Below are 14,038 nucleotides of genomic sequence, written 5' to 3'. Positions count from 1 at the left end.
AATATCTTGCTTATTTCTCTGATATTTTTATATTTTTTACCAAGGTGATATGATGAAAAAAATAAAAAAATATAAACTACCTATCGGTATATTTTGTGTAGTGTTAGTGATATTTATATTGTTGCAAAGTTGTTCAAGTGAACATTGGTGGTTTGGGTACACATATGAAACCGATGGATATACAAATAATTCGGCAACAATTGTAAAGATAAACTACCCATCAGAGAAAGTTGTAATTCCTTCAACAATATTTTTCCATAAAGTAAATGCTTTAGGCGGATATATTACAGGACATAATTTGTGGGGTGCGGAAAGAAAAGGAATGTTTGAGGACAACGATATAGTAAAAGAGATTGTCGTTTCTGAAGGGATAGAGTATATAGGTGACCGTTGCTTTACTAATTGTATTTCATTAGAAAGCATTCAACTTCCAAGTACCATAAAACAATTCTCTATTATTAATTGTGAAAGCCTGAAAAATGTTAATTTTAATGGTGATGTGAAAAAAATTGAAAGTTTATCATTTGAAGGCTGTTCTTCATTAGAGACTCTTGTAATTCCGGATAATATTACTATTAGAGGTATCGCGTCCGGTGCTTTTGATGGTTGCACATCTTTAAATAGCATAAATATTCCTGATAATATTAGAATTATAGAAGATTATACATTTAGTGATTGTACATCCTTAAAACAATTGTTTTTGTCCAGAAATATTTCACATATTTATTCGAGAGCTTTTGAAAATTGCACTTTGTTGGAGAAAATTACTATCTATGATAAAATTGAGTATATTGCTGATAATGCCTTTGAAGGCTGTGATAAGCTCACAATCTATGGAATAAAAGGTTCATATGCAGAACAGTATGCAACCGAGCATAACATACCTTTTACGGAAATAAAGGAATAATTAAAACAATGGATAAGGAAATAATTAAAGATAACAAAATAAAACTCATCATATGTATTATACTTTCATTATCAATTTTCAGCATATATATTCCTATTAATACAGGCGGATATTTTACAATAATAATGTGGTTTGTTCAAATTATCATACCAATTATTTTCGGAGTGCTGATAAAGGAATATAAAAACTTTTGTATTTGTATAGCCGGTCTGACTTTATCAAATATACTAAGCAGTATTTTTATATGGATATGGGTACAAAACCAAATTACAATGGTAAAAGAATCAGTTAAAAACTATGGAGCAGTATTTGCAATTGCCGCATTCGGTATAATTGCAGATCTTTCAATTATATTTACTGTCTTTGTATGCATAGAGTGTATTATATACTTTATTGTACGATATAAAAATTACAAACAAAAATTAAACAGCTGACTTTAACTGACAGACAACAGATTTACCATAGTCTTTGCCTGTCAATTTTTTTATATTTTGTTTTTAAAAAAATTAATATTCATTATGTATTGTTTTATTTATAAAATTATGGTATAATCAATTAAAAATTTCTTAAATGAGGGATATATTATTATGGAAAAGAAAAGAAGTAACTTTTCCGGTGGCCTGGGATTTGTATTTGCTGCGGCAGGCAGTGCAGTAGGCCTCGGAAACATCTGGCGATTCCCCTATCTTGCCGCACAGTACGGCGGCGGTATTTTTATTTTGGTTTACCTTATATTAGCCGTAACCTTCGGTTTTGCAATGCTTACCGCTGAAATTGCTATCGGAAGAAAAACAAAGTTAAGCCCTGTACTTGCCTATAAAAAGCTCAACAGCAAATTCGGCTTTTTGGGCGTACTTGCAGTTATAGTTCCTATCATAATCTGCCCTTACTACTGTGTAATCGGCGGTTGGGTAACAAAGTATGTTACAGTATATGCACAAGGTCTTGCTACACAAGCGGCAGGAGATAATTATTTTTCCGACTTTATCGGTAATCCGTGGTCACCGCTTGTATTCTTTCTTATATTTATGGGATTAAGCGTATGCGTAATTTTGATAGGTGTTAAAAACGGCATTGAAAAAATCAGTAAATTTCTGATGCCTATGCTCATTATTCTTACAATCGGAATTTCGGTTTATGCACTGACACTTCCGGGTGCGCTTGACGGCGTTGCCTACTACCTTGTACCGGATTTCAGCAAATTCTCCTTAATGACGGTTGCAGGTGCTTTGGGACAGCTTTTCTACTCAATGAGCCTTGCAATGGGTATTATGGTTACCTACGGTTCATACACAAAGAATGAAATCAACCTTACCAAATCTGTAAACCAAATTGAAATTTTTGACTCTGCCGTTGCACTTCTTGCAGGTCTTATGATTATTCCTGCCGTTTATGTATTCAGCGGTGAGGCAGGTCTTTCAAAAAGCGGCCCGGGTCTTATGTTTATGACTCTTCCAAAAGTATTTGACCAAATGCCCGGCGGCGATGTTGTTGCTCTGTTGTTCTTTATTCTCGTATTCTTTGCGGCAATCACAAGTGCCATTTCAATTATGGAAGCTATAGTTTCCTCACTTATGGACAAATTCCATGTAAACAGATGTGTTGGCTGTCTTATCGTAATCGGACTTTGCTTGTTGATGGGTATTCCGTCATCACTCGGAAACGGAATCTGGTCTGATTTTAAAATCTTCGGAATGGATATTCTGACATTCTTCGATTTCTTCAGCAACAGTATTCTTATGCCGATTGTAGCGTTCTTCACCTGTATTCTTATAGGTTGGGTTATCAAACCAAAGGCTATTACAGATGAAGTTACACGCAACGGCGAAGCTTTCAAAAGAAAAGGTTTGTTTAATGTAATAATTAAATATGTCGCTCCGATTTGCCTTATCATTATTCTTGTAACATCAATTCTTACTCAATGCGGAATTATTACTATCTGATTTTAACAGGAACTGCATCTTGTCATATGACAGGGTGCAGTTTTTTGATAAGGTTTTTTATAAAAAGTTGGGGTAATTTATAGTTTAGCACATAATTTAAGTTGAATTTTATAATTTCTTCGGGAAGAATTTTGTTACCTCTAATCTGCAAAACTTTACTCGAAATCTTAAATAAGAGTTTTTTATATTTAACAAAAACAGAACTGTTTTAAGACAATATTTTTATTTGACAAGGAAAAAGCAGAGTGATATACTAAGGTTAGAAGAAACTAACTACAAGGGGCTGTTATTATGGAATCTATTATTTCTACAATTATTGTTTGTGCGGTTATCGCTGTTATATGTGTAATCGGTGTTTTAAAATACATCAAAAACCTTAAAAGCGGTTGCTGCGGTACAGGCGGCGACAGCATAAAAAAAGTTAAGCCGCAGGACAGTAATGTGAATAATTACAGCTTTGAATACAAAATAAAAATCGACGGTATGACTTGCAAAAACTGTGCAATGCGTGTGGAAAATGCTTTTAACTCAAAAGAAAATTATCTTGCAAAGGTAAAACTTTCGGAAAATTCCGCTTATGTAAGAACAAAGCAGGAAATTGCCGAAAAAGAATTGAGAGATATTGTAATAAACGCAGGATATATTCCTATGAAGACAGAGAAAATCTAAAACAGTCTGCTGCGTCGGCAAAATGCATACACAGCAGATAATTTTAACGACTTAGGTTAGTTAAAACTAACTAAATGAATTTTTAAAATAACTTTTATTTATTTTTTACTTGACAATATTTGCTTTGTATGTTAAATTCTTATCATTGAACATATGAACAAATAAACATATATTCATATAAATAGCAGGAGGTAATTTATGTTTCTTGAAATTAAGAGTATAGAAAAGTATTACGGTACAGGGGAAAATCGTACAAAGGTATTAAAAGGTATTACCACCGGAGTTGAGAAAGGCAAGATTTGCGTTTTGCTCGGCCCGTCAGGTTCGGGTAAGTCAACCTTGCTCAACATTATCGGCGGTATAGAAAAAGCCGATGGCGGCAGCATTGCCATTGACAGCAGTAAAATCGAAGATATGAACGAAAAGCAGCTTTCGCTTTACAGAAGAAATCATCTCGGTTATGTATTTCAGTTCTATAATTTAATTCCGAATCTTACTGTAAAAGAAAATATAGAGGTAGGAGCATTTTTAAGCAAAAATCCTCTTGATACAGATGAACTTTTGCATACTCTCGGTTTGTGGGAACACAAGGATAAAGTTCCGAGTCAGCTTTCTGGCGGTCAGCAGCAGAGAACATCAATAGGCAGAGCAATTGTAAAGAATCCCGATATTTTACTCTGTGATGAACCGACAGGTGCGCTTGATTATAAAACTTCAAAGGATATTTTAAAACTTATCGAAACCATTAATCAAAAGTACGGAAACACCGTAATTATCGTAACTCATAACGACGCTATCAAATTGATGGCAGATAAGGTTATCAAACTCAGAGACGGAAATATTCGTAAAGAATATGAAAATACCGAAAAAGTTAATGCCGAAGAGCTTGATTGGTAAGGAGATGAATTTATGAAGAATCCGCTTAATAAGCGACTGCCACGAGAACTTAAGGGAGATATCGGAAAGTATATTGTTATTTTTATATTCTTAGTGGCTACAATCGGAGTAGTATCAGGATTTTTGGTTGCCGGTACAAGTATGAAAACCGCTTTTGACGAAAGTTTTGATAAAAATAATATAGAGGACGGTAATTTCGTTCTTGAAAGCAAGATGACCGATGACCTTAAAACAAAACTTGAAGATGAAGATTTAACGCTTTATGATAATTTTTATAAAGAAGAAACCTATAAAAGCTCTACATACAGAATTTATAAAATGAGAAATGATGTAGATAAGATAGAACTTTTTGACGGAGAATTTCCAAACGCAGACAATGAAATTGCACTTGACAGATTATTCAGCGAAAATAATGATATAAAAATCGGCGATAAAGTAACGCTTGACGGCAAGGAATATAAAGTCAGCGGTTATGTTGCTTTTTCCGATTACACATCATTGTTTAAAAGTAATACGGATATGATGTTTGACGCTCAAAACTTTACTGTTGCAACTGTAACAGATAATGCTTTTGACAAAATTTCCGATAAGAATTTAAACTATTGCTATTCTTACACTTTTAACGATGCTTCATATTCAGAACAGGAAAAGCACGATAAAAATACCGATATAAAAGAATTGATTGCAAAAAATGCAGAGCTCAAAAACTTTATTGCCGAACCCGATAATCAGGCAATCCATTTTTCGGGTGATGATATCGGTTCGGATACATCTATGATGATAACTCTTTTATATATCGTTATTGCTATTATGGCATTTGTATTTGCAGTTACTACTTCAAATACTATTGAAAAAGAGTCTGCTGTTATCGGTACACTCAGAGCATCAGGCTATACAAGAGGCGAATTATTAAGACATTATCTTGTTTTGCCTGTAATTGTTACTCTTATCGGTGCGGTACTCGGTAATATTCTCGGATATTCGGTATTTAAAAATGTTATAGCAGATATTTATTACGGAAGTTACAGCCTTGGACCGTACGTTACATTGTGGAATGCATATGCTTTCTTTATAACAACCGTTGTGCCTTGTATAATTATGGTACTTGTCAATATATTTATTCTCAGCAAAAAGCTTTCGCTTTCGCCTCTTAAATTTTTGCGTCATGACCTTAGCAAAAAAGAGAAGAAAAAGGTTGTGAAGTTACCTGATTTTAAATTTATGACAAAATTCAGACTTCGTGTGATTTTTCAAAATAAATCCGGCTACATTGTTATGTTTATAGGTATTTTATTCTCGAACTTTATTTTAATGTTCAGTCTTTTATTGACACCGTTGGTAAATAATTTTAAGACAGAAGTAATCGATAATATGATTTGTAATTATCAGTATGTTTTAAAAGTTCCTGTTGAAACAGATACTAAGGGAGCGGAAAAGTACGCTGTAACCACACTCGAAACCGATTTTGAAAATTCGGACAATTCGGATGAAATTACCGTGTATGGTGTGGATAAGGATTCGGACTATGTAAAAGCAGGTTTTGTTGACAGAAATTCTGTTTTTGTATCCGAGGGTGTATTGGAAAAATTCGGATTAAAAGTCGGAGATAATCTTGACTTAAAGACAAGGTATGATGATAAAACTTATCGACTGACAATAAGCGGTACATATAAATATCCCGCATCACTGGCGGTATTTACAGATATAGAAAATTTCAGAAACGAATTTGAAAAAAGCGATGATTATTTCAGCGGATATTTTTCGGATAATGAAATAACCGATATTGATGATAAGTACATTGCAAGCAAAATTACTCAAAAGGATTTGACTGTTGTTTCCGACCAAATGACAGATTCAATGGGTGGAATGATTCCTATAATTGTAGTATTTTCCGTTGTTCTTTATATGTTGCTTGTTTACCTGCTTTCTAAAGTTATAATCGAAAAGAATGCAAATTCCGTTTCGATAGTAAAAATACTCGGCTATCAGAACGGAGAAATCACAAGACTTTATATTATGTCAACAGCGATTGTAGCCATTCTTTCGGTAATAATCAGCTTGCCGATTTCGTATTTGTTTATGAAAGCTATATATTCCGAAATTATCAGGAGTTTTTCAGGCTGGCTTACTTTCTACATTGACCCTATGGTTTATGTTCAAATGCTTGTTTTAGGCATACTTGCATATGCTGTTGTAGGTGCGCTGCAGTTCAGAAAAATTAAAAAAATTCCTATGGAAGAGGCTCTTAAAAACGCAGAATAAAAGTACAGACCGATACATTTTGATGTGTCGGTCTGTTGCTTTAGTTTTGAAAATTGATTTGTTGTTCTGTAATTAACGGATAGCGTATAAGCTCTGTACCGTCAAGATTTTCTCTGTGCATATCTACGGCGGAAATCTGATGATTATTATAGGTTGTGTAGTAATAAATTCCCTTTGCGGCATTACAGCAGGAAGTATAAATTGTAATTTCATACTTTCCTTCGCTGACTTCACAACAACCTCGTTGCTGATCTACAGAGCCGAGAATATGGAAAAATTGGCTTACACTTTCGTTTTCGCTTTCACCTGAAATTGAATTCATTTTAGTAAATGCAACTCTCACAAATCGTGATGCAGATGAAAGATCACCCGGCAATCCGATTGCCCCCATACCACGGCTGTACGAATTAAGTGTAAGTCCGTTTGCAAATGTATTCTGCGGTTGTTTAGCGGAGAGCGACATATAATTGTTCAGCAGAAACATCTGTGTTTCAAACGGTGGATTGTTAGTGAGTACACCGACAGGATTATCGTAAATATGAAGTCCGTCCGCAACGGATTCAACGGTTATAGATTCGTTTTTATCTGCAATTATCCAGTGAAGCCCGGCGGTCGGAAGTTTATCGCTGAACGGAGTGCCTGTGAGATTAATTTTTGCAAGCAAGTTTTTTGCATCGCTTACACTCGCACATTTGCTTAAGATATACGGTATAAATTCAAATTGCGCCACATTTTCCTTACTGTCGTCAGGTTCGGCATAAACGGCATTTCCGACAAAGTTAAGTCCTGCCATTCCAAGCCCTTTTTCGTTGATTGCATCATAGTAGAGCGGATAATTATCTGCAATATGAGCCATTCCGATTATTGCATAATGGGAGCTGCAAGTGCTTGTATGACGAAAATCAAAGGCATAGTTTCTCGGTGTAATTGTAATTTCATCACCGTAAGAAAATTCGTAATCAAGAGTTCTTCCAAAATAAAAATCTTTGGTTTTGTATGTTGCTGCAGTACACATATATATACCTCCTTGTGTTATTATTTTCAAAAAATAATTTAATATGTAAATGTTCAAAAATAACATCAGACTCCATGCCTGCTGACAAGGAGTCTTTTGTTTTTTAATCGGATTATTACCACTTAAGTTCGCCGTCACCGCCCATAAGTTTTGTCATTTTCTCAATTTTTTCAAGCGGAAACGGGGGAGATGATACGGGTTTCATTGCAATAGACATAAGTTTCATCGGGTTATCGTCAGCGGCAATTCTGTTTGAGCTTAATGTTCCGCAGATTTTGCAGCGGTGAATAATCGCCCATTCGCCGTTTTTGCGAACCCATACTGCGACAGGTTCCATAGTTCCTCCGCAATCTGCCTCACGATCGCCGGGCTCAATATCAAGATGTTGACTTGACAGGCAGTAAGGGCAATGATTGCGATGGTCGCTTCCCGCACCGTTAGGTACAACAAGTCTGCCGCATACCTTGCAGATAAAACTTTCGTTGCAAGCGTGTGATTTATAATAACCTTTTTTATATGATTTTTTCTTGTTTTCTCTATTCATAGAGCATAATCCTCCAAAAAGTAAAATCAAAAACCTTTTGGGAGGTTTGTGGGTAAAAGTAGCAAACCTCCCGATTATGCTACTATTACAGTTGTATTAGTCTTTGTCAAACACTAATCTCCTTATTAAAATATTTATGAAAAAGCCAAGGCTTAGTCAACAATCGGTATTTTTATTATATCAACATATAAAATATTTTTCAATATACATCAAGTGAATTTTTGTATAAAATTATATTTTAATTTTCTCCCACTCTGTCCTTGTGATTCCGTACACAACAGTTGTTTCATTTTCACTGTCAATAAATTCATCAAGTTTTTTACAACCGTATGACACAGCGACAGCGGCGGAGGGAATGTTATCTTTTAAGCAAACTGCCCACAAGCCAAAGCCGAAAATATTGTATCGCTCAATGCTTTTGTCAATCCAATTCATTACTCTTGCTTTATCAAATGTATATGGATAGTGTTGCGTTATATCCGAATCTGCCAAAACAGAATATAGTGCACTGAAATCATCTTTTGTTAGCTCACGAAGAAATAATCGTTCTGTTTCCGTAATCATAAAATCACCGTTAATAATTTTAGTTTTTATATATGTAAAAGTCAACAAAAATCAAAGGGAACTTCTCGGTTGAAAAGTTCCCTTAATTTCATGCAAGTGCTTTTTTATTTTTAAAGTCTTTCATTTTTATATAGTAAACCGCAAGCATTAACAGCATACTTGCCGTCCATGCGGCAGGACCTGCAACGCAGATTGATATATAACCGATTATTGAGCTTAAAATAACCGGTGCACATATTCTCATAAGTACCTCGATAAGCGAGCCGATCATCGGAATAATGCCGTTTTTAAGACCCTGTATTGTGCCTCTGTAAATGAACAACATTCCGAGAGTAAATTCAAACGGGCAGTTCCAGAATATGAATTGTACGGAATAATCTATTGTTTGCTGAGAGCTGTTGCTTGTGAATATTCCCGTAATCGGTGTGGCAAACAACATTGTTAATGCGCCAACTGCTATTGCGTATGTTATGCAGAGAATAAGGCAGTAGTTTACGCCTTTTCGTATTCTGTCATATTTTCCTGCACCCTCATTTTGTCCCGCAAAGGTAGCAATTACCATGCTCATTGAGTTCATCGGATTTTGAACAAGCATCTGCACTCTGTTGCCGATAGTATATCCTGCAACCGCATATGAGCCGAACTGATTTACAAAATACTGCAAAACCATCATACCTATAGAAATTACAGAGTTTTGAAGTCCCATAGGACAGCCGACTTTAAGTTCGTCCGCAACCATTCTGCCTATACTTGTAAAACTTTCTTTGGTCGGCAAAAGAAGTTTAACTTTAAAACATATGTAAATACAGCAAAGCACTGCGGAGATTAATTGTGAAACTACAGTTGCTATTGCCGCACCTGCAACATCCCATTTGAATACTACTATAAACAGCAGGTCAAGTCCGACATTCAGAACAGAAGAGAACAACAGTAAATACAACGGAGTTTTGCTGTCGCCGACCGATCTGAGCAATGATGCTGTAAGATTATAAAGCATAGTTGCCGGTATGCCGAGGTAGATTATTGTAAGATACCGGCTTGCGTAATCAAAAGTTTCTTTTGTAGTGCCGAGCATTGTTAAAAACGGATTTACTAAAAATACAAAAGCAACTGTAAGTACGGCAGATGATATAATTCCGATTAATATATGTGCGGCAACACTTTTTTTGATTTGCTTAATATTTCCTGCACCGAAGTGTTGAGAGGTGATTACCGAACAGCCTGCCGATAAACCTATGAAAAAGCCGAGCGCAAAAAAGTTAAGAGAGCTTGTAGAGCCTACCGCCGCAAGCTTGATTTCGCCAAGCGTTTGCCCCACTATCAAGGTATCAACTACATTATATAATTCCTGTAAAAGGTTTCCTATAATTACGGGAATGGCAAAAAATAAAATCTGACTGAATATTTTACCCTGCGTCAGATTTCGTACGGATTTTGAACCGGTCATAATAATTCACACTTCTTTGTTAAAATTTATTGTAAAGAATAATTATGGACTACAATATCCTTGAATTCGTATGAATTATAGCATAGCAGAATAAAAAAGTAAATCCTAAAATTTTGAAAAATACACTGATGTTTACTTAAAAAATTTTTACAAAATGCACAGTTGTGTTTATAAGAGAAAAGTAAAATTACAAGATGTTTAGTTGTAGTGTGAAATATTTACGCAAACAAAACAGGCGAAAAAATCACGCCTGTTTATCGTAAAAATATTTAGGTTAAATGTAAAATGTTAATCAAAAGCAGCCATACCATACCGTAATATGTCACAACTGCAACAAGGTCGTTTATGGTTGTAATCAATGGGCCTGACGCTACGGCAGGGTCGATTTTCATTTTGTTGAAGAACATAGGAACAAGTGTGCCGATAAGGCTTGAAATTACCATAGACGCCAAAAGCGAAAATCCTACGCAGCCCGATACAATAAACGAGTAGGCAATATCGTTTCCTTTAATAAGGAAAATATACAGACCGACAAAAATCACTGCCATTACACCGAGGAAAATTCCGTTTGAAAATCCGACTTTCATTTCTTTTACGGTGAGTTTTAATTTGTCTGACGCTGTCAGATTTTCATCCATAAGTACACGGATTGTAACCGCAAGCGATTGAGTGCCTACATTTCCCGCCATATCAAGTATGAGCGACTGAAAGCATATAACTATCGGAATAACGGCTACCACCGATTCAAAAATGCCTACCACCGAAGATACTCCCATACCGAGAAAAAGCAGAATAATTAGCCAAGGCAATCTTTTCTTTGTGCTTTGAAAAGTGGTTTCGTTTAAATCTTCTTCTGCGGTCAAACCACCGAGTTTTGCGTAATCCTCACCGAGTTCCTCGTCCACAACCTGAACAATATCATGGGCGGTAATAACGCCGAGAATATGTTTTTCGTCATCAAGCACAGGGATAGAATCCTCTGCATAGTCTTTTAATTGTTCAATACAATCCGTAATTTTTTCGTGTGCCTTTACAAAAGGATATGACTTTACTATGATGTCATCAAGATTTTGATAATTCCTTGCAACAATTAAATCTTTCAAATCAATAGCGCCGAAAAAACAGTTGTTGTCGTCAACAGCGTAAATTGTATTGATGTTATCATTTTCGCCTGCCTGCGAGATAAGTTCGTGTCTGGCTTCTTTTATAGAAAGATTTTTGCTTATAACGATGTAGTTGGTAGTCATTTCACTGCCGATTTCATCATCGTCATAAGATAAAATCATTCGTACATCTTGTTTTGCATCGTTGTCAAGCAAGGCGACTATTCTTTTTCTGTCGTCATCGCCGAGCTTTTCAAGAATATCTACCGCATCGTCGGAGTCCATTTCCGAAAGCAGATTAGCAACTTTATCGGAATTAATTTCTTTCAGATACTCTTCCGAATCTTCAATGTAAGAAAATATTTCCGCAACAAGTTCCACACCGAGAACAGGGTAGAGCGCTTTTCTTTCGTCGGCAGTCATTTTTTCAAGAGCGTCGGCAATATCGCTTGTATGGTAGTCGGAAATTTTTTCTATAAGCTCGTCTTTTGGAAGTCCGCTCCTGAAAATCTTTACGATTTCATCTGCATACATTGGTTTGTTTAATACTTTCTCTGTCATAGCATTACCTCCCATTTGCCTCAAAAGGGCATAAAAATACCACCGCTATTCCCACAGCAGTTTAACAATTGATTGTTGAGCAGTATAGGATAATATTCGGTGGAACAGAAAGTAATATTATGTTTACAAAAGGCTAAACATCAGTCAGAATTTAACAGACAGCCTTACATTGAGTATTTCCGTAACACCTGTTTGAATACTTCGACCAAAACTACTGCAACTGTCCATTAAATCTCACCTCCGATTAAACTTTATCATATATTAATTTATCACCTAAATATATTTATGTCAAGTAAGTATAAGAATTTAGATTTAAAATTTACAATCCGATAACAATATTATGCACAAGTTGTTTGCAGCTTATAAAATATTATGAATTGTGACAGATTTCCCTATAAAAAGTGATGCTTTATATTTGCAATTTGTGCCGCAGCACAAAGAAATTTGTGCATAAAAGTGTTGCGCTCATAAAATATCGTGGTATAATAATGGCATAAACAAAAGAGATTTCAAAGCAATGGGGCTTCGTTGAACACGAAGTCCCATTTGTGATTTGATAGGGTATGATTTGAAAGGATGATAATTATGACACCTGAAAAAATTGTTGAAAACCATAAGAAATATGTACTTCAGTCATGGAGCAAGCAGGGTAACTTAAATCCTATTCCTGTTGCAAAGGCAGAGGGAATTTACTTCTACGATTTTGACGGTAATAAATATACAGATATGTCTTCACAGCTTGTAAACCTTAACTTAGGTTACGGTAACAAAGCTATCGGAGATGCAATTAAAGAACAGGTTGATAAGTTTTGTTTTGTAGGCCCGTCATACGCAACAGAGGCAAAGTCAACACTTGCGGAAATGATTATTAATCTTCTTCCGGACAGTTTTGGCAAAGTATTCTTTACAAATGCAGGTGCAGATGCAAACGAAAACGCAGTAAAGATTGCAAGAATGTTTACGGGCAGAAACAAGGTATTCAGCCGTTACAGAAGTTATCACGGTTCTTCATTCGGCGCAGGCAACCTTACGGGCGAGCCGAGAAGATATCCGCTTGAGCCGGGTATTCCGGGATTTGTAAAATTTTTTGATCCGTATGTTTACAGAGAGGCTGTTGAATTTGAATCCGAAGAGGCAGCTACAAAATATTATCTCACTAAATTGAGAGAGCAGATTATTTACGAAGGTCCTGACAGTGTAGCCGCAATCGTTATGGAAACAATTACAGGTTCAAACGGTGTAATTATTCCTCCTAAGGGTTACTTACCGGGAGTAAGAAAGATTTGTGATGAGTTCGGTATTCTGATGATTTGCGATGAGGTTATGGCAGGTTGGTGCAGAACAGGTAAAATGTTTGCATTCCAGAATTTTGATGTAGTTCCCGATATTGTATCATTTGCAAAGGGCGTTACCTGCGGCTATGTTCCGCTCGGCGGAGTTGCGGTATCGCAGAAAATCGCAGATTACTTTGACGATCATCTTCTTTCCTGCGGCCTTACATACAGCGGTCATCCGCTTGCTTGTGCGGCAGGTGTTGCCTGTGTAAACTACTACAGCGAGGCTAACATTCTTGACAATGTAAACAAGGTTGGCAAGGTGCTCGGTGAAATTCTTGAAGAAATGAAAGAGAAACATCCTTGTGTAGGCGATGTAAGATATATCGGTTTGTTCTCTGCTATTGAACTTGTAAAGGACAAGAAAACAAAAGAACCGTTAGTTCCGTACGGCAAGGATGAAAAAGGCATTATGGGCAGTCTTGTAGGAATGTTAAAGAAGAAAAAGTTTATGACTTATTCACACGAAAATATGCTCTTTGTAAATCCGCCGCTTATCATTACAGAAGAACAGATCAGGGAAGAAATGGTAAAGATGGACGAAGTTCTTACATATGTTGACAATGAATTGATTTGATACTATAATAGTAAAATTCTAAAATAACGGGAGATATTAAAATGTCACATTTTGTAGTTCCAAATCACATAGTAGTCGGCAAAGGCGTGCTTAACGAGGCTGCACCGCTTTTAAAAGAAATGGGCAGAAAGGCTTTTATCGTAACAGGCAGACACATTGCGGTTTCGGATATGATGAAAAAACTAATGGCATTGCTTGACGAAGAGGGTAGATAA

13 protein-coding genes are annotated in these 14,038 nt (G+C 35.9%); 8 read left to right on the top strand and 5 right to left on the bottom strand.

Translation table 11 applies throughout. From position 1 onward, the window contains the following. Window positions 1-49 precede the first annotated feature (49 nt). The 6 genes from KGF34_RS05725 to KGF34_RS05700 all read left to right on the top strand — a co-directional run bounded on the left by KGF34_RS05725 (window position 50) and on the right by KGF34_RS05700 (window position 6,678). Window positions 50-907 (top strand): leucine-rich repeat domain-containing protein, encoded by an 858-nt coding sequence (locus KGF34_RS05725; protein ID WP_252560185.1) that lies wholly within the window; start codon window positions 50-52, stop codon window positions 905-907. Window positions 908-915: 8 nt separating this feature from the next. Then, on the top strand, window positions 916-1,341 hold the full coding sequence (locus KGF34_RS05720; protein ID WP_022234029.1) for a hypothetical protein: 426 nt from the start codon (window positions 916-918) through the stop codon (window positions 1,339-1,341). A 153-nt stretch (window positions 1,342-1,494) separates the two neighbouring features. Continuing rightward, entirely contained in the window at window positions 1,495-2,850 is a 1,356-nt protein-coding gene (locus KGF34_RS05715) for a sodium-dependent transporter (protein WP_022234030.1), read from the top strand. Between the two features lie 291 nt (window positions 2,851-3,141). Continuing rightward, complete coding sequence (locus KGF34_RS05710) at window positions 3,142-3,519, top strand: cation transporter (protein WP_022234031.1); 378 nt, start codon at window positions 3,142-3,144, stop codon at window positions 3,517-3,519. Window positions 3,520-3,717: 198 nt separating this feature from the next. Next, window positions 3,718-4,416 carry an ABC transporter ATP-binding protein gene (locus tag KGF34_RS05705; RefSeq protein WP_252560184.1) on the top strand — a complete coding sequence of 233 codons (699 nt, stop codon included), beginning with the start codon at window positions 3,718-3,720 and terminating at the stop codon, window positions 4,414-4,416. Window positions 4,417-4,428: 12 nt separating this feature from the next. Next, complete coding sequence (locus KGF34_RS05700; protein ID WP_252560183.1) at window positions 4,429-6,678, top strand: ABC transporter permease; 2,250 nt, start codon at window positions 4,429-4,431, stop codon at window positions 6,676-6,678. Window positions 6,679-6,718: 40 nt separating this feature from the next. On the opposite strand, the gene bsh is transcribed toward KGF34_RS05700, so the two are convergent. From bsh to mgtE, 5 genes are all read right to left on the bottom strand, one after another. Continuing rightward, window positions 6,719-7,693 (bottom strand): choloylglycine hydrolase, encoded by a 975-nt coding sequence (bsh, locus tag KGF34_RS05695; protein ID WP_252560182.1) that lies wholly within the window; start codon window positions 7,691-7,693, stop codon window positions 6,719-6,721. Between the two features lie 115 nt (window positions 7,694-7,808). After that, window positions 7,809-8,237, bottom strand: a complete 429-nt coding sequence (locus tag KGF34_RS05690; RefSeq protein WP_022234035.1) for an RNHCP domain-containing protein — start codon at window positions 8,235-8,237, stop codon at window positions 7,809-7,811. Between the two features lie 231 nt (window positions 8,238-8,468). Further along, on the bottom strand, window positions 8,469-8,801 hold the full coding sequence (locus KGF34_RS05685) for a GNAT family N-acetyltransferase (RefSeq protein ID WP_252560181.1): 333 nt from the start codon (window positions 8,799-8,801) through the stop codon (window positions 8,469-8,471). Window positions 8,802-8,889: 88 nt separating this feature from the next. Next, window positions 8,890-10,248 carry an MATE family efflux transporter gene (locus KGF34_RS05680; RefSeq protein WP_252560180.1) on the bottom strand — a complete coding sequence of 453 codons (1,359 nt, stop codon included), beginning with the start codon at window positions 10,246-10,248 and terminating at the stop codon, window positions 8,890-8,892. A 269-nt stretch (window positions 10,249-10,517) separates the two neighbouring features. Further along, window positions 10,518-11,912, bottom strand: a complete 1,395-nt coding sequence (gene mgtE, locus KGF34_RS05675) for a magnesium transporter (RefSeq protein ID WP_252560179.1) — start codon at window positions 11,910-11,912, stop codon at window positions 10,518-10,520. Window positions 11,913-12,497: 585 nt separating this feature from the next. Here mgtE and KGF34_RS05670 point away from each other — a divergent pair. After that, window positions 12,498-13,823: an aminotransferase class III-fold pyridoxal phosphate-dependent enzyme gene (locus KGF34_RS05670; protein WP_252560178.1), complete on the top strand. Its 1,326-nt coding sequence runs from the start codon at window positions 12,498-12,500 to the stop codon at window positions 13,821-13,823. Window positions 13,824-13,864: 41 nt separating this feature from the next. Continuing rightward, on the top strand, window positions 13,865-14,038 hold the full coding sequence (locus tag KGF34_RS05665) for an iron-containing alcohol dehydrogenase (protein WP_252560177.1): 174 nt from the start codon (window positions 13,865-13,867) through the stop codon (window positions 14,036-14,038).

Source organism: Ruminococcus sp. FMBCY1 (genome assembly GCF_023921805.1).
Taxonomy (GTDB): domain Bacteria; phylum Bacillota; class Clostridia; order Oscillospirales; family Acutalibacteraceae; genus Ruminococcoides; species Ruminococcoides intestinale_A.
This window is presented reverse-complemented; position numbering and strand designations above follow the sequence as displayed.

What these genes read in the sequence shown, in the direction of transcription:
- KGF34_RS05670 (WP_252560178.1), top strand. Translation starts at nt 12,498, where the DNA reads ATGACACCTGAAAAAATTGTTGAAAACCATAAGAAATATGTACTTCAG.
- KGF34_RS05685 (WP_252560181.1), bottom strand. Translation starts at nt 8,801, where the DNA reads ATGATTACGGAAACAGAACGATTATTTCTTCGTGAGCTAACAAAAGAT.
- KGF34_RS05720 (WP_022234029.1), top strand. Translation starts at nt 916, where the DNA reads ATGGATAAGGAAATAATTAAAGATAACAAAATAAAACTCATCATATGT.
- KGF34_RS05715 (WP_022234030.1), top strand. Translation starts at nt 1,495, where the DNA reads ATGGAAAAGAAAAGAAGTAACTTTTCCGGTGGCCTGGGATTTGTATTT.
- bsh (WP_252560182.1), bottom strand. Translation starts at nt 7,693, where the DNA reads ATGTGTACTGCAGCAACATACAAAACCAAAGATTTTTATTTTGGAAGA.
- KGF34_RS05680 (WP_252560180.1), bottom strand. Translation starts at nt 10,248, where the DNA reads ATGACCGGTTCAAAATCCGTACGAAATCTGACGCAGGGTAAAATATTC.
- mgtE (WP_252560179.1), bottom strand. Translation starts at nt 11,912, where the DNA reads ATGACAGAGAAAGTATTAAACAAACCAATGTATGCAGATGAAATCGTA.
- KGF34_RS05690 (WP_022234035.1), bottom strand. Translation starts at nt 8,237, where the DNA reads ATGAATAGAGAAAACAAGAAAAAATCATATAAAAAAGGTTATTATAAA.
- KGF34_RS05705 (WP_252560184.1), top strand. Translation starts at nt 3,718, where the DNA reads ATGTTTCTTGAAATTAAGAGTATAGAAAAGTATTACGGTACAGGGGAA.
- KGF34_RS05725 (WP_252560185.1), top strand. Translation starts at nt 50, where the DNA reads ATGATGAAAAAAATAAAAAAATATAAACTACCTATCGGTATATTTTGT.
- KGF34_RS05700 (WP_252560183.1), top strand. Translation starts at nt 4,429, where the DNA reads ATGAAGAATCCGCTTAATAAGCGACTGCCACGAGAACTTAAGGGAGAT.
- KGF34_RS05710 (WP_022234031.1), top strand. Translation starts at nt 3,142, where the DNA reads ATGGAATCTATTATTTCTACAATTATTGTTTGTGCGGTTATCGCTGTT.
- KGF34_RS05665 (WP_252560177.1), top strand. Translation starts at nt 13,865, where the DNA reads ATGTCACATTTTGTAGTTCCAAATCACATAGTAGTCGGCAAAGGCGTG.